At 50.4% G+C, this 20,090-nt stretch carries 25 protein-coding genes; 10 read left to right on the top strand and 15 right to left on the bottom strand.

Going from position 1 to position 20,090, the window contains the following annotated elements; genetic code table 11:
- Positions 1 to 9: 9 nt before the first annotated feature.
- Positions 10 to 891, top strand: a complete 882-nt coding sequence (locus tag AC8GDC_RS05085; RefSeq protein ID WP_506557582.1) for a M48 family metalloprotease — start codon at positions 10 to 12, stop codon at positions 889 to 891.
- 52 nt (positions 892 to 943) lie between these two features.
- Positions 944 to 2,197, top strand: coding sequence for a threonine ammonia-lyase (gene ilvA, locus AC8GDC_RS05080; protein ID WP_506557581.1), 1,254 nt, complete (start codon positions 944 to 946; stop codon positions 2,195 to 2,197).
- On the opposite strand, the gene greA is transcribed toward ilvA, so the two are convergent.
- Together greA and AC8GDC_RS05070 are read right to left on the bottom strand one after the other, a co-directional pair.
- Entirely contained in the window at positions 2,194 to 2,673 is a 480-nt protein-coding gene (gene greA, locus AC8GDC_RS05075) for a transcription elongation factor GreA (protein ID WP_506557580.1), read from the bottom strand. The two genes, ilvA and greA, sit on opposite strands and share 4 nt — an antisense overlap.
- A gap of 18 nt (positions 2,674 to 2,691) precedes the next feature.
- Positions 2,692 to 3,078 carry a DUF4307 domain-containing protein gene (locus tag AC8GDC_RS05070; RefSeq protein ID WP_506557579.1) on the bottom strand — a complete coding sequence of 129 codons (387 nt, stop codon included), beginning with the start codon at positions 3,076 to 3,078 and terminating at the stop codon, positions 2,692 to 2,694.
- Between the two features lie 40 nt (positions 3,079 to 3,118).
- On the opposite strand from AC8GDC_RS05070, the gene AC8GDC_RS05065 reads away from it, so the two are divergent.
- The gene (locus AC8GDC_RS05065; protein ID WP_506557578.1) at positions 3,119 to 3,406 is read left to right on the top strand and encodes a hypothetical protein; all 288 of its coding nucleotides are present in this window, start codon (positions 3,119 to 3,121) and stop codon (positions 3,404 to 3,406) included.
- A 3-nt stretch (positions 3,407 to 3,409) separates the two neighbouring features.
- Here the strand turns inward: AC8GDC_RS05065 and trhA are convergent, their stop codons facing one another.
- The gene (trhA, locus tag AC8GDC_RS05060) at positions 3,410 to 4,126 is read right to left on the bottom strand and encodes a PAQR family membrane homeostasis protein TrhA (RefSeq protein WP_506557577.1); all 717 of its coding nucleotides are present in this window, start codon (positions 4,124 to 4,126) and stop codon (positions 3,410 to 3,412) included.
- Between the two features lie 41 nt (positions 4,127 to 4,167).
- Here trhA and AC8GDC_RS05055 point away from each other — a divergent pair, with 41 nt between their 5' ends.
- The 3 genes from AC8GDC_RS05055 (at position 4,168) to AC8GDC_RS05045 (ending at position 6,880) form a co-directional block, all read left to right on the top strand.
- Positions 4,168 to 4,929 (top strand): isoprenyl transferase, encoded by a 762-nt coding sequence (locus AC8GDC_RS05055; protein WP_506557576.1) that lies wholly within the window; start codon positions 4,168 to 4,170, stop codon positions 4,927 to 4,929.
- A gap of 87 nt (positions 4,930 to 5,016) precedes the next feature.
- Positions 5,017 to 6,348, top strand: coding sequence for an RNA 5'-3' helicase PhoH2 (gene phoH2 / locus AC8GDC_RS05050; RefSeq protein ID WP_506557575.1), 1,332 nt, complete (start codon positions 5,017 to 5,019; stop codon positions 6,346 to 6,348).
- Between the two features lie 52 nt (positions 6,349 to 6,400).
- A complete protein-coding gene (locus AC8GDC_RS05045; RefSeq protein ID WP_506557574.1) occupies positions 6,401 to 6,880 on the top strand; it encodes a prepilin peptidase in 480 nt (159 codons plus the stop codon).
- Here the strand turns inward: AC8GDC_RS05045 and AC8GDC_RS05040 are convergent.
- From AC8GDC_RS05040 to xseA, 5 genes are read right to left on the bottom strand one after another with little or no spacing between them, the layout of a single operon-like run.
- Positions 6,858 to 8,219: a class II fumarate hydratase gene (locus AC8GDC_RS05040; protein ID WP_506558471.1), complete on the bottom strand. Its 1,362-nt coding sequence runs from the start codon at positions 8,217 to 8,219 to the stop codon at positions 6,858 to 6,860. The two genes, AC8GDC_RS05045 and AC8GDC_RS05040, sit on opposite strands and share 23 nt — an antisense overlap.
- 51 nt (positions 8,220 to 8,270) lie before the next feature.
- Complete coding sequence (locus tag AC8GDC_RS05035; protein WP_506557573.1) at positions 8,271 to 8,885, bottom strand: carbonic anhydrase; 615 nt, start codon at positions 8,883 to 8,885, stop codon at positions 8,271 to 8,273.
- Between the two features lies 1 nt (position 8,886).
- On the bottom strand, positions 8,887 to 9,453 hold the full coding sequence (locus AC8GDC_RS05030; RefSeq protein WP_506557572.1) for a DUF4245 family protein: 567 nt from the start codon (positions 9,451 to 9,453) through the stop codon (positions 8,887 to 8,889).
- The gene (locus AC8GDC_RS05025) at positions 9,450 to 9,674 is read right to left on the bottom strand and encodes an exodeoxyribonuclease VII small subunit (RefSeq protein WP_506557571.1); all 225 of its coding nucleotides are present in this window, start codon (positions 9,672 to 9,674) and stop codon (positions 9,450 to 9,452) included. The genes AC8GDC_RS05030 and AC8GDC_RS05025 overlap by 4 nt, the downstream gene beginning before the upstream one ends.
- A gap of 18 nt (positions 9,675 to 9,692) precedes the next feature.
- Complete coding sequence (gene xseA / locus AC8GDC_RS05020; RefSeq protein ID WP_506557570.1) at positions 9,693 to 10,922, bottom strand: exodeoxyribonuclease VII large subunit; 1,230 nt, start codon at positions 10,920 to 10,922, stop codon at positions 9,693 to 9,695.
- A 45-nt stretch (positions 10,923 to 10,967) separates the two neighbouring features.
- Here xseA and AC8GDC_RS05015 point away from each other — a divergent pair, with 45 nt between their 5' ends.
- Positions 10,968 to 11,969: a 4-hydroxy-3-methylbut-2-enyl diphosphate reductase gene (locus AC8GDC_RS05015; protein WP_506557569.1), complete on the top strand. Its 1,002-nt coding sequence runs from the start codon at positions 10,968 to 10,970 to the stop codon at positions 11,967 to 11,969.
- Here AC8GDC_RS05015 and AC8GDC_RS05010 read toward each other — a convergent pair.
- The 5 genes from AC8GDC_RS05010 to AC8GDC_RS04990 form a co-directional block, all read right to left on the bottom strand.
- Complete coding sequence (locus tag AC8GDC_RS05010) at positions 11,966 to 12,169, bottom strand: toxin-antitoxin system YwqK family antitoxin (protein WP_506557568.1); 204 nt, start codon at positions 12,167 to 12,169, stop codon at positions 11,966 to 11,968. The two genes, AC8GDC_RS05015 and AC8GDC_RS05010, sit on opposite strands and share 4 nt — an antisense overlap.
- Position 12,170: 1 nt before the next feature.
- Positions 12,171 to 13,196, bottom strand: coding sequence for a class II fructose-bisphosphate aldolase (fbaA, locus tag AC8GDC_RS05005; RefSeq protein ID WP_506557567.1), 1,026 nt, complete (start codon positions 13,194 to 13,196; stop codon positions 12,171 to 12,173).
- A 2-nt stretch (positions 13,197 to 13,198) separates the two neighbouring features.
- The gene (locus AC8GDC_RS05000) at positions 13,199 to 14,233 is read right to left on the bottom strand and encodes a 1-phosphofructokinase family hexose kinase (protein ID WP_506557566.1); all 1,035 of its coding nucleotides are present in this window, start codon (positions 14,231 to 14,233) and stop codon (positions 13,199 to 13,201) included.
- 145 nt (positions 14,234 to 14,378) lie between these two features.
- The gene (locus AC8GDC_RS04995; RefSeq protein ID WP_506557565.1) at positions 14,379 to 15,569 is read right to left on the bottom strand and encodes a DNA recombination protein RmuC; all 1,191 of its coding nucleotides are present in this window, start codon (positions 15,567 to 15,569) and stop codon (positions 14,379 to 14,381) included.
- Between the two features lie 52 nt (positions 15,570 to 15,621).
- Positions 15,622 to 16,185 carry a 3'-5' exonuclease gene (locus tag AC8GDC_RS04990; protein ID WP_506557564.1) on the bottom strand — a complete coding sequence of 188 codons (564 nt, stop codon included), beginning with the start codon at positions 16,183 to 16,185 and terminating at the stop codon, positions 15,622 to 15,624.
- 45 nt (positions 16,186 to 16,230) lie between these two features.
- Between AC8GDC_RS04990 and ychF the strand changes: the two genes are divergently transcribed.
- A complete protein-coding gene (gene ychF / locus AC8GDC_RS04985) occupies positions 16,231 to 17,304 on the top strand; it encodes a redox-regulated ATPase YchF (RefSeq protein WP_506557563.1) in 1,074 nt (357 codons plus the stop codon).
- Positions 17,305 to 17,306: 2 nt separating this feature from the next.
- Complete coding sequence (locus AC8GDC_RS04980) at positions 17,307 to 17,780, top strand: SRPBCC family protein (protein ID WP_506557562.1); 474 nt, start codon at positions 17,307 to 17,309, stop codon at positions 17,778 to 17,780.
- A gap of 5 nt (positions 17,781 to 17,785) precedes the next feature.
- Here the strand turns inward: AC8GDC_RS04980 and AC8GDC_RS04975 are convergent, their stop codons facing one another.
- Positions 17,786 to 18,238 carry a GNAT family N-acetyltransferase gene (locus AC8GDC_RS04975; RefSeq protein ID WP_506557561.1) on the bottom strand — a complete coding sequence of 151 codons (453 nt, stop codon included), beginning with the start codon at positions 18,236 to 18,238 and terminating at the stop codon, positions 17,786 to 17,788.
- Between the two features lie 71 nt (positions 18,239 to 18,309).
- On the opposite strand from AC8GDC_RS04975, the gene glpX reads away from it, so the two are divergent.
- Positions 18,310 to 19,290, top strand: coding sequence for a class II fructose-bisphosphatase (gene glpX, locus AC8GDC_RS04970; protein ID WP_506557560.1), 981 nt, complete (start codon positions 18,310 to 18,312; stop codon positions 19,288 to 19,290).
- 12 nt (positions 19,291 to 19,302) lie between these two features.
- Here glpX and AC8GDC_RS04965 read toward each other — a convergent pair whose 3' ends face one another.
- Positions 19,303 to 20,085, bottom strand: a complete 783-nt coding sequence (locus tag AC8GDC_RS04965) for an inositol monophosphatase family protein (protein ID WP_506557559.1) — start codon at positions 20,083 to 20,085, stop codon at positions 19,303 to 19,305.
- Between the last annotated feature and the right edge of the window lie 5 nt (positions 20,086 to 20,090).

The raw sequence follows: 20,090 nt of genomic DNA, 5'->3' as shown, positions 1-20,090 counted from the left end.
ACTGACCTCATGTATTCAGCGATAGCTGCCAACAAGCGCAACACGATAATCATCGTGGTGCTTTTCGTTGCACTGCTTAGTGGGCTTTCAATCTGGTGGGGAACCGCCTCCGGCAATGGCTCATCAGCACTTTTCATCGTTGGCTTTGTTTTGGTTTACACAATCTTCCAGTACTACATGGCCGGCAAGATCGCCATCGGTCTTACAGGCGCAGTGGAGATTCAAAAAGCAGACAATCCTAGATTGTGGCGCATTGTTGAGAATCTTTCGATAGCTGAGGGAATTCCGATGCCAAAGGTTTACATCATCAACGACCCAGCCCCTAATGCTTTCGCATCGGGGCGCGACCCAGAACACGCCATTGTTGCCGCCACGACGGGACTACTGGTGATCATGGACGATAACGAGCTCGAGGGTGTTATGGCCCATGAGCTCGCACACATTCGAAACTATGACATCCGAGTTTCAACAATTGTCTTTGGGTTAGTAAGTGCTGTTGGAATTCTTGCGGACTTTGCTATCCGAGCAGCTTTTTTCGCGGGAGGCAGCAAATCACGTGATGGAGCCGGTGCAATCTTTTTGATCATTGGTGTGGTGGCTAGCGTGATTGCCTGGTTTATCGGTCCAATTGTCAGTGCTGCGGTATCGAGGCAGCGAGAGTACCTAGCCGATGCAACTGGGATTGAGATCACTCGTTATCCGGATGGATTGGCCAGCGCTCTAAACAAGCTGGGCGAGTATGGGCGGCCCATGCAAAAGGTCAGTGCCTCAATGGCTCACATGTTCCTAAATGACCCCATCAGGCCTGGATTCACTGAGCGGCTCTTTTCCACCCACCCTCCAATTCCACAGCGCATTGAGAGAATTCGCACCATGGGGACTAAGTTCTAGGGCTCAAACCTAACTAAACTTGGGGGCTAGATAGTTTTTTGAAAGGCCGCCAATGTCCAACCAGCCTCCGGTAGCTGTTCCTGCCCTGAGTGAGTTTGAGAAAGCTCTTGCCAACGTTAGACAAGTTGCGATTGAAACTCCAGTTCTGCACTCCCACTACCTCTCCAAGTTTGTTGGCCAGGAAGTTTGGCTAAAGTGTGAAAACCTTCAGCGCACCGGCGCTTACAAAGTTCGCGGCGCATTTAACCGCATGAGCAAGCTGAGCAAAGAAGAAAAGAAAAAAGGTGTAATTGCAGCCTCTGCTGGAAATCACGCTCAAGGAGTAGCTCTAGCTGCCAAGAAGCTGGGCATCAAGGCAACTGTGTACATGCCATTTGGCGCATCGCTACCAAAAGTTGCGGCAACCAGAAACTACGGTGCGAAAGTTGTTCTAGTTGGAGCAACCTTTGCCGAGGCCCTGAAGGCAGCTCAAGAGCAGGCTAAAGAAACTGGCGAAATATTCATTCCCCCTTTTGATCACATCGATGTGGTCTTGGGTCAAGGAACCGTAGGTCTAGAAATCATGGAGCAACATCCTGATGTTGCAACAATTGTTGTGGCAATCGGCGGCGGCGGTCTAGCTGCTGGAGTTGCAGTGGCGGCCAAGCTGACCGCTCAGGCCAGAGGCAAGAAAATTCGCATCATCGGCGTGCAAGCTGAAAACGTCGCGCCGTATCCAGTTTCCATCAAGGCTGGAAAGATCACCGAAGTGGTTGCAACCCCAACTATCGCTGACGGTATCGCTGTTGCAAAGCCAGGTCGAGTGCCTTTTGAGCTAATCAAGCAACACATCGACAAGGTTGTCACAGTCTCAGAAAATGACATTGCTCAGGCCATCTTGGTTTTACTTGAGCGTTCCAAGCAAGTAGTCGAACCAGCCGGTGCGGTAGCAGTTGCAGCACTGATGAACGGCAAAGCCAAAGCCAAGGGCAAGACCATTGCCATTTTGTCCGGCGGAAACATGGACCCGCTGCTACTTCAGAGAGTGATTCGTCACGGGCTATCTGCTTCGGATCGGTACACCAATTTCTCCGTGATGCTTCCTGACCGCCCAGGTCAACTTGCACTTACCGCTGAAGTTATTGCGGGAGCGCATGCAAACGTTGTTGAGGTGCTGCACACAAGACATGGAAATGGCTTGCAGATTAGTGAAGTTGAGTTGAACCTGTCGGTTGAAACCAGTGGTCACGAGCACCGAATGGAAGTTGTGAAGGCCCTAGAAAAAGCCGGGCTTCGCCCAAGACTCGAGAAGCCGAGAGAAGACTAAGCGTTCGCTACGCTAAGAATCTTTACTGAAATAGCTTTGCCATTAGGCAAAAACACCTGAAGTTCCTCGCCAACTTTCTTGCCGAGAATTGCACTGCCAATTGGTGAGTCCGGGCTATAAACCTCAACGCTGTCGTCGTTGATTTCTGCGCTTCCCAACAAAAACTTCTTTTCGCTTCCGTTTAGATTCACTGTGACTACCAGGCCTTGCTCAACTACACCGTGCGCTTTGGGGGCTTGCCCCACCTGAGCAGTTGCGAGAATCTCTTCAATGCGATTGATTCGGGCTTCGATCTTGCCCTGCTCTTCTTTGGCGGCATGGTAGCCACCGTTTTCCTTCAGGTCACCTTCTTCACGAGCTTCCTGAATCCGCTTGGCGATATCTCCTCGTGCAACTGTGATTAGGTGCTCGCGCTCGTCAGCAAGGCGGTCAAAGGCCTCCTGGGTAAGCCAGGTCGCTTCGTTAGGTTCAGACATAATCTCTAAAGCTTACTTTCAACGGCAGCTATCAACCAAGCCGGTTGTGCCAAGTTCTGTGGTGTTCACAACGGTTGAAACCACAACTGAGCGGTTTGCTGAGGGTTCTACAGCAATGGTTTTGAACCCAACCACGGCATAGCTTTGGCTAAGCACTTGGACATCGCACATCACTTTTTGGCCAAGTTGCCTAGTGACTTCAAAAACGACTTCGGTTGAGAATTCATTATTGACTGTGAAGCCAACATCTCGAGTGCCGATTTTTTGAGCATCGTCGATGGTGAAAATTAGAGCCCAAACTAGAAAGGCCACCAGAGCGATAGACCCAATGACTATTGCGAATACTCGGTCTTTTTTGCGGGTTGATCCAGCCCCGTATCGCTTCTCAAGAAGATTTTCACTCACGGCTTAAGGTTAACCGAGATTCGTAGTTCATACTTGAGTTATGAAACTTTTTGCGATCCTCTCGGAAACCCCTGCCCCCGGCGAAGTAATAATCGATGACACCTGGTACAGCCCAGGTGTGGTTGGCTTTCTAGCCACCTTCGGTTTGGCAGCAGCATCCCTGCTGATTATTTGGGACCTCGTTCGAAGGATCCGACGCGTTCGCTACCGTGCCGAAATTGCTGAACTGCTAGATCAGGAGCAGGCAGAAGCTTCAGAATCAAGCACGGGCTATGGCTTATCAAGTAAGCCCGATCGACCAGCACCGCCCGAAAAACCCGAACGCTAGTTCCTAACCGAAGGACCCCACAACTGGGGACAGGGAAATAAGTAGCACTGCGCTCCAGTGGCACATAAATGCCAGAGCGGTAAATGTGTGAAAAATCTCATGGAAGCCAAAGTGCCCGGGGAATGGATTAGGTCTTTTCATCGCGTAGAAGACCGCACCGAGTGTGTAGAGCAATCCACCGATCAAGATAAGTAGCATCATTGCAAGATTTGCCGCTAGAAGTTCCGGTAGGTAGACAACTGCTGCCCAGCCCATGGCGATGTATATCACGACGTATAGCCACCTCGGTGCACCAATCCAGAAGACCCTAAATCCAATTCCAAGTAGGGCAACCGTCCAGATTGCAATTATTAGCAGCAGACCCTTTTCTTGCGGTAGGGCCAGCAAGGTCACCGGGGTATAGCTACCGGCGATTAGCAAAAAGATGTTGGCGTGATCGAAGCGCTTGAGCGCAAGTTTTGCTTTCGGACCCCAGTTAAAGCGATGGTAAATAGCGCTGGTTCCAAACAGCAGTACCGAACCGGCGAAGAAAATAGCTGCTGCAACTTTGGCAACCAATCCATCGGCTACCACCAAAAGAACAATGCCTCCGGCGATGACCAGTGGAAGGATTCCGGTGTGGATCCAACCTCTCCAGGTGGGCTTGGTTTCAGCCACCGTTTCGGAGATCTCAGACAGGGGCAGATGCATCGGAGTCTCGTTGGATGGGCCGTTGGTCATGATTCAACCCTAGTTTGCTTTTCCAGCAGTAACCTTAAGAAGTGCGAAATCTGGTTTATCGACTCTATGAAGGGCGACTTGAGCGTCAGCTAGATAAGTCCAACATCCCTCAGCACATCGCAGTAATGCTTGATGGCAATAGACGCTGGGCGGGAAAGAAGAATGGCTCAAAAGCCAAAGAGGGTCACGTAGCTGGAGCACAGAAGATTTTTGACTTTCTTTCGTGGTGCGATGGTTTGCAAGTCCCAGTTGTCACTTTGTACCTGCTATCGACCGAGAATTTGAAAAAACGTGATTCCGAAGAGCTCAAGGACCTACTTGTTATCCTCACCGATCTTGCCCAAGAAATGGTGCGCCGAGGCAACTGGAAGCTGCGCTTAGTTGGCGATCGAAGCTCCCTGCCACCTAACTTCCTGAATGTGCTTGAGCAAAGCGAATTGGCTAGCCGTGACACTCAAGGTGCCCAAGTCAACCTTGCTATCGGATATGGCGGTCGCCAAGAAATAACAGACGCTATGCGTTCAATCGTTAGGGATTCAATCAGCCACGGATCCGATCTTGAGAAACTTGCAGACTCACTCACTCCTGAACTTATTGCCAAGCACCTCTACACCTCAGATCAACCCGACCCAGATCTGATTATTAGAACCTCAGGTGAACAAAGACTGAGTGGTTTCTTGCTTTGGCAATCCAGCAACTCCGAGCTTTACTTCGAGGAAGCACTCTGGCCTGATTTTCGCCGGGTGGACTTTCTTCGGGCGATCCGAGCTTTTACCCGCAGGCACCGCCGCTTCGGCGCTTAGGCGACCCTTGATTCGGGCGTGTTGTTAGCGCTCCAACTCCATCTGAGGATTTACCTTAAAGCTAAGCCTGAAACTATGGAGGAATAATTGCCTAAAGCCGAAGCTGCTTCAACCGCCAAGAACCAAACCAAGAACGACCAGGCGGTGAGAACCTTCGTGCTGGACACCTCAGTTTTGCTTTCCGATCCAAAGGCCATGTTCCGCTTCGAGGAACACGAAGTCGTCATACCAATCGTGGTGATCAATGAGCTTGAGAAAAAGCGCCACGATCCTGAAATCGGTTACTTCGCAAGAGTGGCCCTCAGGCACCTAGATGACCTTCGCCAAAAGCATCAGCGACTTGATTTTCCAATTGAGGTTGGCGACAAAGGAACCCTACGGGTTGAGCTAAACCACAGCGACCAGTCGGTACTGCCAACTGGATTCCAGCTTGGCGATAACGATTCGCGCATTCTTTCGGTAGCCATGAACCTCTCCAACGAGGGTTTCAACGTCACCGTTGTTTCAAAGGATCTTCCAATGCGAGTCAAGGCTGCAAGTCTTGGAATGCGGGCGGAGGAGTACCTGAACGAACTTGCTACCGATTCTGGCTGGAGCGGAATTAGCGAGCTAGCGCTAAGCGCTGATCAGATGGCAGAGCTTTACGACAATGAGGAAATTTCTCACCCAGAGGCCGCAAGTCTGCCGGTGAACAGCGGTCTAGTTATCTCCTCAGAAAGAGGACACGCACTCGGCCGCGTAACTGCAAACAAGAAGGTCAAGCTCGTGCGAGGAGATCGCGGAGTGTTTGGGGTTCAAGGAAGATCTGCCGAGCAACGTCTCGCCATTGATTACCTGTTGGATCAGGAAATTGGAATTGTCTCGATGGGGGGTAGAGCCGGTACCGGAAAGTCGGCCTTGGCGCTGTGTGCGGCACTGGAAGCGGTAGTTGAGAGACGCCAGCATAAGAAGATCATGGTCTTTAGACCCCTTTATGCAGTTGGCGGACAGGAGCTTGGCTACCTTCCAGGCACCGAGGCCGAAAAGATGAACCCCTGGGGCCAGGCAATCTTTGACACCCTAAGCGCACTGGTTTCCAAAGAAGTAATCGAGCACATCCAGGATCGTGGCCTGCTCGAGGTGCTTCCGCTGACCCACATTCGAGGACGGTCTCTACACGACAGCTTTGTGATTGTTGACGAGGCTCAGTCGCTGGAAAGAAACGTTCTGCTCACTGTTTTGTCCCGCATTGGCCAAAACTCCAGAGTGATCTTGACTCACGATGTGGCTCAGCGCGACAACCTCAGGGTCGGTAGGCACGACGGAATCGCTTCAGTGATTGAGACCCTCAAGGGCCAGTCACTGTTTGCTCACATCACCTTGACTCGCTCCGAGCGAAGTGCAATCGCAGCTTTGGTCACGGAGCTATTGGACCGGTAAGTGCTTGGGGATAACTTTCCCGAAGTAAGAACAGCATCAATACCCTGAGCGGGTGTTTGAAAATCTCTCCTCGTTGTTTTCGGCACTCGGTCTTGGCTATTTGGTTCTTACGGCTTGGCCCTTAGCCAAGACCGATATTCTTGAGCGGCGACTTCCAAACAAATACGTCCTGCCTGCTTTTCCAATCACTTGGCTCGGTCAACTATTGGCAGGTTTTACTGGAGCCGGATTTGTGAACATGCTTTGGGCACTTTTGGCTGGTGTTGTGACGTTCGGTCTTTCACTATTGATTAACCGACTCGGGCTTCTTGGCATGGGGGATGTCAAGCTGATGACAGTCATGGCACTTGCTCTAGGTTGGTTTTCACCACTTCTGCCGATAATCGCGCTAGGGATTAGTTTTCTAACTGCAGGAGTAGTTGCGTTCTGGCTATTGCTGAGGAAAAAGATAAAGCTTGGCGGATCAATGCCGCTGGGGCCATATTTGATTGCAGGTTTTTTAGGTGCGGTTACTTTGGCGGTTTGGTCATAGAAAGAACATCGAGAGCTGCATCGAGCTGCTCTAATGTAATCTCGCCACGCTCAACAAAACCTAAGGCGATAACTGCTTCTCGAACGGTAATTGACTTATCAACCGAGTGCTTAGCAATCTTCGCAGCAGCCTCATAGCCAATTACCTTGTTCAGCGGAGTCACAATTGCAGGAGAAGACTCAGCCAGAGCCCTTGCTCTTTCGGTGTTAACTTCAAGGCCCTCAATGGTCTTATCTGCCAAGACCTTTGATGAATTGGCAAGTAATCTAATGGATTCCAATAGGGCGTTGCCCATCACCGGAATTGCAACGTTAAGTTCAAAGTTTCCAGAAGCCCCTGCCCAGGCAACGGTCTGGTCATTTCCTATGACTCGTGCGCAAACCATCAAAACTGCCTCAGGAACAACTGGGTTTACCTTGCCGGGCATTATTGAAGAGCCTGGCTGCAGATCAGGAATGGATAGTTCTCCAAGCCCTGCGTTTGGTCCTGAGCCCATCCATCGAAGGTCGTTGTTGATTTTTGTGAGGCTAACTGCCAAAACTCTTAATGCACCGGATGCTTCAACGAGCGCATCTCTTGCTCCCTGGGCTTCAAAGTGATCGCGAGCTTCAGTGATTGGAAGCTTGGTCTGGTCGGCAAGAAGTTTGATTACCGCCTGAGGGAAACCCTTTGGTGTGTTGATTCCGGTTCCAACCGCCGTGCCACCGAGTGGAACTTCAGCAACTCGAGGAATTGAAGATTGAATCCGTTCGATGCCGTAGCGAATTTGGGCGGCATAGCCGCCAAATTCCTGACCAAGTGTCACCGGGGTCGCATCCATCAAATGAGTACGACCAGCTTTCACAACGCCAGTCCAGGACTTAGCTTTTACTTCAAGTTTCTTAGCTAGGTAATCCAAGGCTGGAATCAAATCGTTGATCAACGCTGAGGTCACCGCTAGGTGGACAGAAGTTGGAAAGACATCATTGGAAGACTGCGAAGCGTTGACGTGATCATTCGGGTGAACACTTTTACCAAGGTGCTTTGTTGCAAGAGTTGCAAGAACCTCATTCATGTTCATGTTTGAGGAAGTTCCAGATCCGGTCTGGTAGACATCGACCGGGAAGTGCTCATCTAGAGTCCCACCGATTACCTCATCGGCACTTTTTGCGATTGCGTTAGCTATTTCTTTATCGAGAACTCCAAGCGAAGCATTTGCCAAAGCGGCGGCTTTTTTGATTTGTGCCAGAGCAGCGATGTGGGCACGCTCCAGAGTGGAGCCCGAAATCGGGAAGTTCTCTACCGCTCTTTGGGTTTGCGCTGCGTAAAGAGCATTCTTGGGGACTTGAACTTCACCCATGGTGTCGCGTTCAATTCGGTATTCCACGAAAATCGAGCCTTTCTTAGGGCCTTAGTTGACGTTTCCAACGGTGACAAGCGGTGTCACCTTGCCAAGAGCAAGTTTGTACGTTGCTCCCACAACAGCTAATTTACCGCTTCTAATGGCGCTATCGATTAGCTTGGAACGGCTAACTAGCTCGGCCACAGTGTCTTTCACGTGCAAATCGGTGATTTCATCGATTGAGTTGGTACCGGCAAGCTTGGCCGCATCCACCGTGGGTTGGATTCTTCCAACTAAGTTTTGGATGAATTCCCCCGAAGTTTTCAGGGTCCCCGCATCAGATGCCATGGTTGCCTGAATCGCCCCGCAGCTGTCGTGGCCCAAGATCACAATTAGCGGCACCTCAAGCACCTCCACGCTGTACTCGAGAGAACCCAGGATAGTCTCGGCAATTACTTGGCCAGCGTTTCGCACAACAAACAGATCTCCAAGGCCAACATCAAAAATGATTTCTGCCGAAAGCCTTGAATCCGAACATCCAAAAAGAGCAGCAAATGGTTTCTGGCTCGCCGCTATTTCAGTTCGGTGTTCGACGTCTTGTCTTGGGTGCGAGGGGTTTCCTTCGATAAATCGCTGATTTCCCTCCATGAACTTTTTATATGCCTGGCTAGGTGTGGTAATCAAGTTATTGCCCTTCGATCTGCAGAGTTAACTTAAGTACAAAATCCTCAAACACTTCGGTGGGGGCAACCCCATAGACAAATACTGCGTTCTTGTCGTATTCCAAAACCATCATGTAGTCCTTGGACTTAGGTGGATTGTTTTCACGAACGCTCTCAAAAATCTGCCAGCTCTGGCCCGCAAGCTCAACTTTGCCGGTTGGCTTGTTTGACTCCAGCATTAGCTGTATCCAGGTTTGATTCACATCCAACCCCTGAGTCATTGCTAGGAATTCGCTGTTGGGACCCACAAAACCAACATACCAATTGGCAACACCATCTTGGTCCGAGGAACGGTAGCGAGCAGCATTGGAATACCAATCCACTGGAATACTCGGAATCAATAACTTGCCACTGGTCTCGGTTGCGGCTTGCTCCGCGATAGCAACATAGTCAACAGGTGCAACTCGGTTAGAGTCATCGCGCGGTACCGCTAGAACCAGAAGCACCATCACGCTAACGGTTGCCGCAAGCGAAAGCAGAAGGTTGTTTAGAGTTTGTCTGGCCCTTCGCTGTGCCGCAGCATCACTCATTCAGCAGAGCTCTTCTTAGTCTTCGCTGCTTTTTGGAGGGTAGCGCGAGCTCCTGATAGCCACTGCTCGCACTTGTCCGCCAGTGCCTCGCCGCGTTCCCAAAGCTGCATAGAAGTTTCTAAAGTGGCGGATCCGGCCTCAAGCTCGGCAACAACTTTGACCAGCTCATCACGCGCCTGCTCGTAGCTCATGCTCGCTACGTCTTTGTTGTTTTCAGTCATTGTGCCTCAAGCCTACTTTCAATCTGCGGTGGCTCCAAGATCGCCCCCAGAAAGGGTGATCTTTAGCTTCTGTCCCGTCTTTGCTTGTCTCGGTTCGGTCAAGACATGGCCATTGAGATCGCGCACAACCGCGTACCCGCGATCGAGAGTTAGCTTTGGGGATAGCGCTCTGACTTGACCCCTTAGCCCAGTGATTAGAAGCTGTTGTTTTTCTAAGGTGTTGTTTATCTGGCTAGAAAGACTTTGTTCAAGCTGAGAAATTTGGAGAGCTCGCTCGTCCACCAGCGTGAATGGATTAGCAAGAATCGGTCGAGAGCGTATTCCAAGAATTAGTTCAATTTGATTCTGAACAAAACCCACCACCCGAAGACTGATTCGCTCCAGTGCTTGCACTATTTTTTTGCGCTCTTCAATAACGTCCGGAACGATTAGCTTGGCGGCGTCGGTTGGAGTCGAGGCTCGAACGTCTGCAACTTCATCAGTTAGGGGCCTGTCGTTTTCGTGGCCGATGGCACTAACTATTGGTGTCTTGCAGTTTGCAACTGCTCGGACAACTTTTTCATCCGAAAAAACCAGCAGATCTTGGAAGCTCCCACCACCGCGCGCCAAAACAATCACATCAACTTCTGGGTCGGCATCCGAAAGCTCAATAGCCTTGATGATTTCCGGAGCAGCTTTGTCGCCCTGTACTGGTGTGTGTTGAACCTTGAAGCGAACCTCAGGCCAGCGGGCTTTGGTATTCTGCAGTACATCCTTTTCCGCATCACTATTCGCGCCGGTGATAAGCCCAATTAGGTTTGGTAAAAAGGGTAAAGGTTGCTTACGTTCTGCAAGCGTCAGACCCTCTTTGATTAACTGCTGACGCAGACGTTCAATTCGCTCCAGCAGTTCACCAAGGCCAACTTTTCGAATAGCCAAAACATCCATGCTGGTCTTTCCAGATCTTTCCCAAAAATCTGGGTGAACCAGAGCAACTACTCGATCTCCAGCAGATAATTCGCTAACAGCTGCTAACACGTCTGGTCTTCTGGAGTGAATTGAGAAGCCTTTGTCCGCAACTAGATCGCGCAGTTCCCCGAAGAAAACGTCCTTTTTAGGGCTTATCTGAGAGATCTGACCTTCGACCCAAACATTGCCAAGTCGCGTTATCCACTCTTTGAGAGTGTTTGTGAAATTGGCTACCGACCAGGGCGTTTGCTCGCTGGAAACTCTCGATTCGGAGGATTCACCTGATTGGATCTCCGACATGGCTATTCCTTAGGGAGGGCTGATTATCTCTCGTAGACTTGGGCTGTGACCCAAATAAACAATACCGCCCCGCGGCGCGTGCTTCTGGCCGCCCCAAGAGGATACTGCGCTGGCGTCGACCGCGCAGTTATCGCGGTTGAGAAGGCCCTCGATCACTATGGAGCGCCGGTTTATGTCCGCAAGGAAATTGTCCATAACAAGCACGTCGTCACCGGACTAGAAAAACGCGGAGCAATCTTTGTGAACGAAGTTGATGAAGTCCCAGAGGGTTCAGTTCTAGTTTTCTCAGCGCACGGAGTTTCACCTGCGGTTGTGAAGGCTTCGGAAGCGCGAGGACTAAACACTATTGACGCAACTTGCCCACTTGTCACAAAAGTGCACCGAGAGGTGCAGAGATTTGCGCAAGAGGAATATGACATTCTGCTTATCGGCCACGAAGGCCACGAGGAAGTAGAAGGAACTGCTGGTGAAGCACCAGATCACGTTCAGCTCATTGATGGAAAAGATGGCGTTGCAAACGCCAAGGTCAAAGATCCAAAGAAAGTAATTTGGCTTTCTCAGACAACTCTTTCAGTCGATGAAACCATGGAGACTGTTATAAAACTTCGTGAGAAGTTCCCAACTTTGCAAAACCCGCCTAGCGATGACATCTGCTATGCAACCCAGAACCGTCAGGTTGCCATCAAAAAAGTTGGAGCCGAATCTGATCTAGTTCTAGTAGTTGGATCTGCTAACTCCTCAAACACCGTTCGTCTAGTCGAAGTTGCTTTAGAGGCAGGGGCTAAGGCCGCTTACCGAATTGACTACGCCAGCGAGATCCAGGAGAAGTGGTTTGAGGGAGTAGAAACAGTAGGCGTTTCCTCGGGAGCTTCAGCACCAGAAGAACTGGTTGATCAGGTTCTTGAATACTTAGCCGAACGCGGCTACGGAGCCCCAACTGAGATCACAACCGCCGAGGAAGACGTTCAGTTCTCTCTTCCAAAGGAGCTACGCAAGGATCTCAAGAGCGCGGGTCAAGACACCAGCAACAAGGTCAAGCGCTCCTAGGAGCCAAAGTCTGTTTCTTTGTGTGGGTGACCACTTCGGTCATAAGTAATCCAAACACCAATCTGCTTACCTAAGTTGAATTTGCCGCTTCTCATTAGCGAACCATCTTTGCGATAGAACTTCCAGGAACCATGCATCTGGCCGTCTTTGTATTTCCCTGTGAACCTCGGGTTGCCGTTGTCGTAGAACGGGTCTCGCAACTTAGGCCGTCGCAGACTTTCCGGCTGATCCCAACTGAGCAGCAGCCTCAACAACTCGGGCAGCCATTGATGCCTCGGCTAGCTTGCCCCAGACTCTAGGGTCATAAGTCTTCTTGTTTCCAACTTCGCCGTCGATCTTCAGAACGCCGTCGTAGTTTGCAAACATGTGTCCGGCGATTGCCCTGGTGAATGCGTACTGAGTGTCGGTATCAATGTTCATCTTGATAACTCCGAAGCTCACGGCATCTGAGATTTCTTTAGCAGTTGAACCAGAGCCACCGTGGAATACCAGGTCAAACGGCAGGTTCTTGGAATATTTCTGTCCCACTGCTTTTTGAATTTCATCCAACAGTTCCGGGCGAAGCTGAACACTTCCAGGCTTATAGCTTCCGTGAACGTTTCCAAATGTTAGCGCTGTCAGGTAGCGACCGTTTTCACCGAGACCTAGGGCAGCGGCGGTAGCCATTCCGTCTTCGACGGTAGTGAACAGGTGCTCGCCCATTCCACCTTCAATGCCATCTTCTTCTCCACCAACAACTCCAACTTCGATTTCAAGAATTGATCCAACGTTTTTGCTCTTAGCTAGAAGCTCTTTAGCAATTTCTAGATTTTCGGTTAGCGGTACAGCAGAGCCATCCCACATGTGTGAATTGAAGAGCGCCTCTTGGCCCTTCTTTACTCGCTCAGCAGAAATTTCAAGAAGTGGACGCACGAAACCATCTAATTGGTGCTTGGCGCAGTGATCGGTGTGGAGTGCAACGGTGATGCCATACCCCTTGGCAGCTTCGCGAACGAAGGCGGCCATCGCTTGGGCACCAATTGCCATGGACTTTACGCTGGCACCCGACCAGTATTCGGCACCACCTGTTGAGACCTGAAGAATGCCGTCCGAGCCTGCCTGCTGAAGACCCTGCAAAGCGGCAATAGCTGTTGAGGAAGAAGACACGTTGATGGCGGGGTAGGCAAATTTCTGAGACTTGGCTCGATCGAGCATTTCTAGGTAAGCATCCGGTGAGGCTACTGGCATCTCTAGTTCTCCTTGTAAACGGCTGGTTCTTTTAGCTTGGCCGAAAGATCAACATCTTCGGTTAGAAACACCTCTGGCAGATTGTCAATGTTTTCTAGTCCGCTGGTTGGCTGGCCTACCTTTACGGCCCCCCACTGGACGGCAGTCATCGCACCCACAGGCACGTTGAATTCCACACCAATATCTTCGTGGCCTTCGGATAGTGGATTTTTTGTTATTGCCGCTAGGAATCCTGCCAAAGTGGCATCGCCAGCTCCAACAGTGTTTATTACTTTAACCGGAGTAGTTCGGGTGCCCCAAGCTCGGTTTTTTGTGACAGCTAGCATTCCATCGGATCCCAGAGACGCTAGTACACACTCAACACCGTGCGCGCAAAGCTCACGAGCAGCTTCAACCACATCTCCGTTGGTTAGTAAAGAGCGCTTAACAGCTGATGCCAACTCTTCGGCGTTTGGCTTCAAGATTGCTGCATCACCTTGTCTAACCCAGTAGGCAAGAGGCTCACCGGAGGTGTCAAGGGCCACGCGTACACCAAGTTTGGCCATTCGTTCAAAAATTGGATGTAGATCAACAAATGTTCCAGTTGACTGATCGATCGGGAGAGCACCTGCAACTACCAACCACTTCGCATCGTTGTCTTTAACGGTTTGCTCTGTCAGGTCAATAACACGCATCCACTCTTCATGAGTGAGGGGCTTAGGAGCCTCGTTGATTTTTGTGGTGGGTCCATCGTGTTCTAGGACTGTGGTTGAAACTCGAATGGTTCCTTCGATCCACATTGGAATCAAAAACTTCTTGGAACCAGTTCGCTCAAGAATTCCCTTCTCAGCGTTACCGATTGGCACAACACCGGGAGCTTCAATTCCAGCCAAATGCAATGCGCGAGCTACGTTGATGCCTTTACCGGCTAATTCTTCGCCCACTGAGTCGGCTCGGTTTACCGCACCTGAGTGAAGATTGGTGACGAAATATGTGCGGTCAAGAGTTGGTGCAGGAGTCAGGGTCACAATAGGTGACTTGGTGGTGTTGCCAGACATGCAGGTTCCTTTGCGGATTTTTCATTGGGTCCGGAGATCAGATTTTCCGGTGATTTTTCAGCTGCAAACACCTTTGTGAGCACTTCTAAAAAGTATAGCCAACGCCCTCAGGCCCCCAATTAAGGCCTCTGAGGCTTGGAAAAACCTAGTCTTTTTGGGTGTCTTTTTGTAGTTCGCTAGCGGTGATGCTATCCGGCGCAGATTCCAGCGGAGCTGGAGAAATGATCTCATCAGTACCCAACTGGTTTTCATCGAGGTCATTTAGCTTTCGAGCGGTCACTAAGACCCTGGATTCAAGAGATGAGATAAAGACGTTGTAGTCCTTCACGGTTGAAGTTATTGACCGTCCTAGTTTCTCAGCATGCTCAGCAATTTTCCCGATGCGCTCATAAAGTTCTTTTCCAAGCTTGATCATGGTTCGAACCGAACCTTCATCAGCGTTCTGACGCCAGATGTAGTTGATTGTTTTTAGAACCGAGAACAAACTAACTGGAGAAGCAAGTGCCACATTCTTCTTGAACGCATACTCCAGCAAAGCAGGATCAGCATCTAGTGCTGCCGACAACAACGACTCGGAAGGAACAAACGCAATAACAAAATCAGGTGATGCGTTTAGTCCAGTCCAATACTCTTTTCCAGAAAGTGCATCGATGTGAACCTTCATTGCTTTGACGTGAGCTGCGATGAGTTCTGATCTGCGCCTGGCGTCATCACCTTCGGCCAATTCCGAGATAGCCGAGGCTTCTTGGTAGGAATTGAAGGGAACCTTCGAATCAATCGCCAGGGATTTTCCACCAGGAAGATTGATAATCAAATCGGCTCGGCCAGATCCGCTGTCAGTGGAAAATGTTGCCTGTTCACTAAAGTCGGCATGCTTGATTAGCCCAGCAAGCTCAACTAACTTCCTAAGCTGGGTTTCTCCCCAAACGCCGCGAATGGAATTAGAAGACAAAGCCTGAGAAAGTGCCTGAGTAGTTTTTCTCAGCTGATCATCTGAGGCGATGGCGTTTTTTAGCTGTTCCTGAATTGTGCCGAACTGCTCGGTGCGCTCTTTCTCAAGGGCCTTCACCGAGATTTGCATTTGCTCCAATCGATCTTTTACTGGAGCTAGTTCGGCAATCAAACGAGACTCTTCGCGCTCTCTTGTTTCGCGCTGCTTCCGATCCTCTTCTGCTCGAAGCAAGGCGGCATTTAGCCCGGTGACTGTAGCTTCCGCACTGGCTAGTTGAATTGCCAAAGATGAGTCTGAGCTTTTGGAGCGAAAGCGAAGGGCAGCAACTAGTGCTCCAATAACGGCGCCAATAACTAGGCCTAAAGAAAGGTAAATGAGTTCCATGCTTAGAACTATGCCAGTAGCCAGCGACAAGATTGGACAAGGTCCCGTCTTGTTAGAGCTTCTTTAGCTTCAGCTTGGTGGCTACTAGCAGTTCCTCTAGATTCGTAGCCCCGTGGCGATCGGCGGCATGGATCACAATTCTCGAGCAGGCATCGCTGTCGGCCAGGGCATTGTGGTGGTCGAACTCCTCGTGGCCGATGGCGTAGGCAACCTGGTTTAGACGATAACTGTCCAAGTTGTAGGTCTTCCGCGAGATTGACACCGAACAGCTGTAGCTAATTTCTGGAAGCGTTGCCGAAACAGCTTCTGCAGCAGCACGCAGAACACCCATGTCAAAAGATGCGTTGTGCGCAATCAGGACGTCTTCTCCAATGAATTGAAGCATCTGGTCCAAAATCCTGGAAAACTCTGGGGCAGATTCAATCATCTTTGGGGTTATGCCATGCACCGCTATGTTGCCCTCGCTAAACCAGTTGTGAGCAGCAGGTGGTTGGAATAAGGACTCGAAGCTATCGACAATCTCGCCGTTGCGCACTCGAACCAGCCCAACAGCACAAGGGCTGGCGGGGGAGCCATTGGCTGTTTCGAAGTCGATAGCGGTGAAATCCAGAGACATGCTTAACAGTCTGCCAGTAGCTAGCGACAGGTAGGCTTGTATCCCGTGGCTCTAACAATCGGAATAGTGGGACTACCAAATGTTGGTAAGTCGACCCTCTTTAATGCACTGACCAAGAACAACGTTCTGGCAGCGAACTATCCGTTCGCAACCATTGAGCCAAATGTTGGTGTGGTGAATCTTCCCGATGCTCGCCTAGACAAGCTCGCAGAGCTTTTTGGAAGCGAAAAGATCCTGGCCGCACCGGTATCTTTCGTTGACATCGCCGGAATCGTTAAGGGCGCCTCTGTAGGCGAAGGACTTGGAAACCAGTTCCTCGCAACCATTCGAGAAGCCGATGCCATTGCCCAGGTAGTGCGCGGTTTCAGCGATTCTGATGTGGTTCACGTCGACGGCAAGGTCGAGCCTTCATCCGATATCGAAACAATCAACACCGAGTTGATTCTGGCTGATATGCAGACCCTTGAAAAAGCCAAGCCTCGCATTGAAAAGGAAGTTAAGGGCAAGAAAGCAGAGCCCGAGGCCCTGATAGCTGTTGATGAAGCGCTCGCGATTCTAAATTCAGGCCAGCCGTTATCCTCGAGCAAGATTGACCTGGATTCAATCAAGGAACTTGGGTTACTTACTGCAAAACCAATCATTTACGTCTTCAATGTTGACGAGGGTATCTTGACAGACCCAGCCAAGAAAAAGGCATTGGCCGACTTAGTTGCTCCCGCCGAAGCGGTCTTTCTAGATGCCAAGGTTGAATCAGAACTTATTGACCTCAGTAAAGAAGAAGCAGCGGAGCTTCTTTCCTCACTGGGACAAGACGAATCTGGTTTGGATCAGCTAGCCCGAATTGGATTTAGAACTCTAGGACTGCAGACATACCTAACTGCCGGACCTAAAGAAGCCAGAGCTTGGACCATCAAGCAAGGCTGGAGCGCTCCGCAGGCAGCTGGCGTTATCCATACCGACTTCCAGCGGGGGTTTATTAAAGCAGAAATTGTTTCCTTCGACGATCTTGTTGCAACTGGCTCGATGGCAGAGGCCAAGGCTAAAGGCAAGGTTCGCATGGAGGGTAAGGACTACGTCATGCAAGATGGCGACGTAGTGGAGTTTAGATTTAACGTTTAACTATGCAGCCACTGTACTTTTTAGAACGCACGTTCCCATTTCCCGTCGAAAGACTCTGGAGCGCTTGGACGAAATCCGCTGAACTCGAAAAGTGGTATTGCCCAGTATTTCTGAAAGTCATTCCAGGATCTGCCACCAGCGAGGCAGTCGTTGGAGGAAGGTGGGCAATAGCCGTTGATGTTTCCGACAACGGTTTTAACGCATACTTTTGGGGCACCTACTCCGTTATCGAGCTTCACCAAAAGCTGGTCCACGATTTGAACTATTCACAGGATGAACTCGAGTTTGCACTCAGAGAACCAGGCGCAGAAGCTCATCGAATTGAAATTGATTTCAGCAATACGGATGCTGGCACTGTGGTGCGCTTTTCACAGTTCGGTGAGATGGAACAGGAGCAAGCTGAGGCCTCTAAAGAGGGCATGGAAAGCTACTTTGACAACTTGGAAAGCTTTCTTTCAGTGGGGAAAATTGATTAGCAAAATCAGTTGAGCTGAAATTTCAACCGATGCTTTCCAAGACCGAAGTAATCTTCCAAGAGTCCGACCTGGACAAAACCGAAACTCTCCAATAGACCCTGCATGGCTTGGTTGCTCGGGGACGTCATGCAAGAAACGGCGACCATGTAGGGGCTTTGTGAAAGTTCAACAAAGAACCTTTCCATTAGGGCCTGACCCACGCCTTTACTCCGATGCGAACTAGTAATAGCCAGCGTTAGTAGCTCCCACTCGTTTGAACTGATTTTGTCTAGCTGAAGCATCCCGACAACAATGTTGTCTGCGATGGCAACAAACACGCCACCGTCTTCAACACCTGTTTCAATTTCTCCGGCCGGTGCTGGCTCTAGATCAGTGTTACCTTTGGGGAAGCATTCTGCGTCAAGTGCAATCAGCTCGGCCAGATCCGAAGGCACTGCGACTCTGACAATCAACTCCATGTCATTACAGTAGCAAGGGCAAAGAGCTGACCTTGGAGTCAATTCGCCGCTGGACTCGGTAGGGTACTTCTATGACCGCACCAGGAAGTGCCGTGGAGCATCCGGATAGAAACCTAGCTCTTGAGTTAGTTAGAGCCACCGAAGCCGCAGCAATTCGTGCGCATCCTTTTATTGGTAAAGGCCACAAAAACGACGCCGACAAAGCCGCGGTCGATGCGATGAGGGCCTTTCTTGGAACTGTGAATTTCGAAGGGCTTGTTGTTATCGGCGAAGGTGAGAAAGATAACGCGCCGATGTTGTTCAACGGCGAACTGGTGGGAACCGGAATTGGGCCAAAGTGCGACATTGCAGTTGATCCAATCGATGGAACATCCCTCACTGCGGCAGGGCGTCAGAACGCAATCTCTGTGATCGCAGTTGCCGATCGCGGAACAATGCTTGATGCCTCTTCCATTTTTTATATGAACAAACTCGTTACAGGCCCAGAAGGCGTTGGGGTTTGTGACATAAGAAAGCCTGTGGAAGAAAACATCAGGGCATTGGCAAAAGCTAAGAACAAATCCGTTTCTGAAATCGTTGTTGCCGTGCTAGATCGTCCAAGACACGAAGATCTGATTCGCGAGATTCGTGAAGCCGGAGCAGGAACGCGCTTGCTTTTGGATGGTGATGTGGCGGCTTCTATTCACGCCTCGAGCCGTGAGTCAAGAATAGATATGTGCCTTGGAGTTGGTGGCTCACCCGAGGGAGTTGTGACGGCTTGTGCGGTGACTGCGCTTGGCGGATTAATTCAGGGCATTCTTATGCCTCGAAATGAACAAGAAAAAGACATAGGAATTTCTCGTGGCTTAAAGATGGACTACGTCTATGAAGTCAACGAACTTGTTCGAAGCGATAACACATTCTTTATTGCAACCGGTGTCACAGACGGACAGCTGCTCGAGGGAGTCCGAAGAAAAGGGCCGATGATAAGAACTGAAAGCGTGATTATCCGCGGGCGAAGCGGAACCATCCGCCGAATTATTGCAGAGCACAAAGCCTCACGCTGGAGCTAACTCAGTTCAGGTTTAGTCTTCTAGAAAATCAATCACGGTTTGGTGTAGCAACTTGTTTGTGGCCAAGACACTAGACGTGGAGTCGGAAAATCCACCATCGAAGTCAGTCAGCATCCCACCGGCTTGCTCGATTATCGGCACCAGAGCGGCAATATCGTAAATCTTGAGATCGTGCTCGGCCACAACATCAACTGAACCCTCCGCAAGCAACATGTAGCTCCAGAAATCTCCATAAGCCCTGGTTCGCCAAACGACTTCGGAAAGTTTTAGCAGTTGTGGCAGGTAGTGACTTGATTGCCAAAGCTGCAGGTTGTTATAGCTCAGTGAGCAATTCTCGAGTTTGGAAACCTTCGAAACAGCTAGCTTTCTTTCACTACCGGTGACTGATTTGGTGTGAGCGCCGATTCCAGGAGCGGCCCACCATCTAGCGCCAAGTGCAGGTGCGGAGACAACCGAAACCGTTGGCTTATCGTCGATACTTAGGGCAATCAGAGTTGCCCAGACCGGAACCCCGCGAACAAAGTTGGCAGTTCCATCGATTGGGTCGATGATCCACTTTCTTGCGCTCTTGCCGCTGGAGCCAAATTCTTCGCCAACAATGGCATCACCGGGTCTTTTCAAGGCCAGCTGGGTGATTAGGGCCTGCTCCACGGACTTATCCGCATCAGTCACCGGAGACATGTCAGGTTTTGTTTCGATGTTTAGATCAAGTGCGCGAAAGCGAGGAAGCGATATTGCATCGGCGGCATCGGCTAGCTCAAGTGCTAGAGCGAGATCTTGATCGAAGGTGAACACCCTTA

Origin of the sequence: Rhodoluna miladensis (SeqCode) (genome assembly GCF_965234705.1) — a bacterium.
Classification (GTDB): Bacteria; Actinomycetota; Actinomycetes; order Actinomycetales; family Microbacteriaceae; genus Rhodoluna; species Rhodoluna miladensis.
This window is presented reverse-complemented; position numbering and strand designations above follow the sequence as displayed.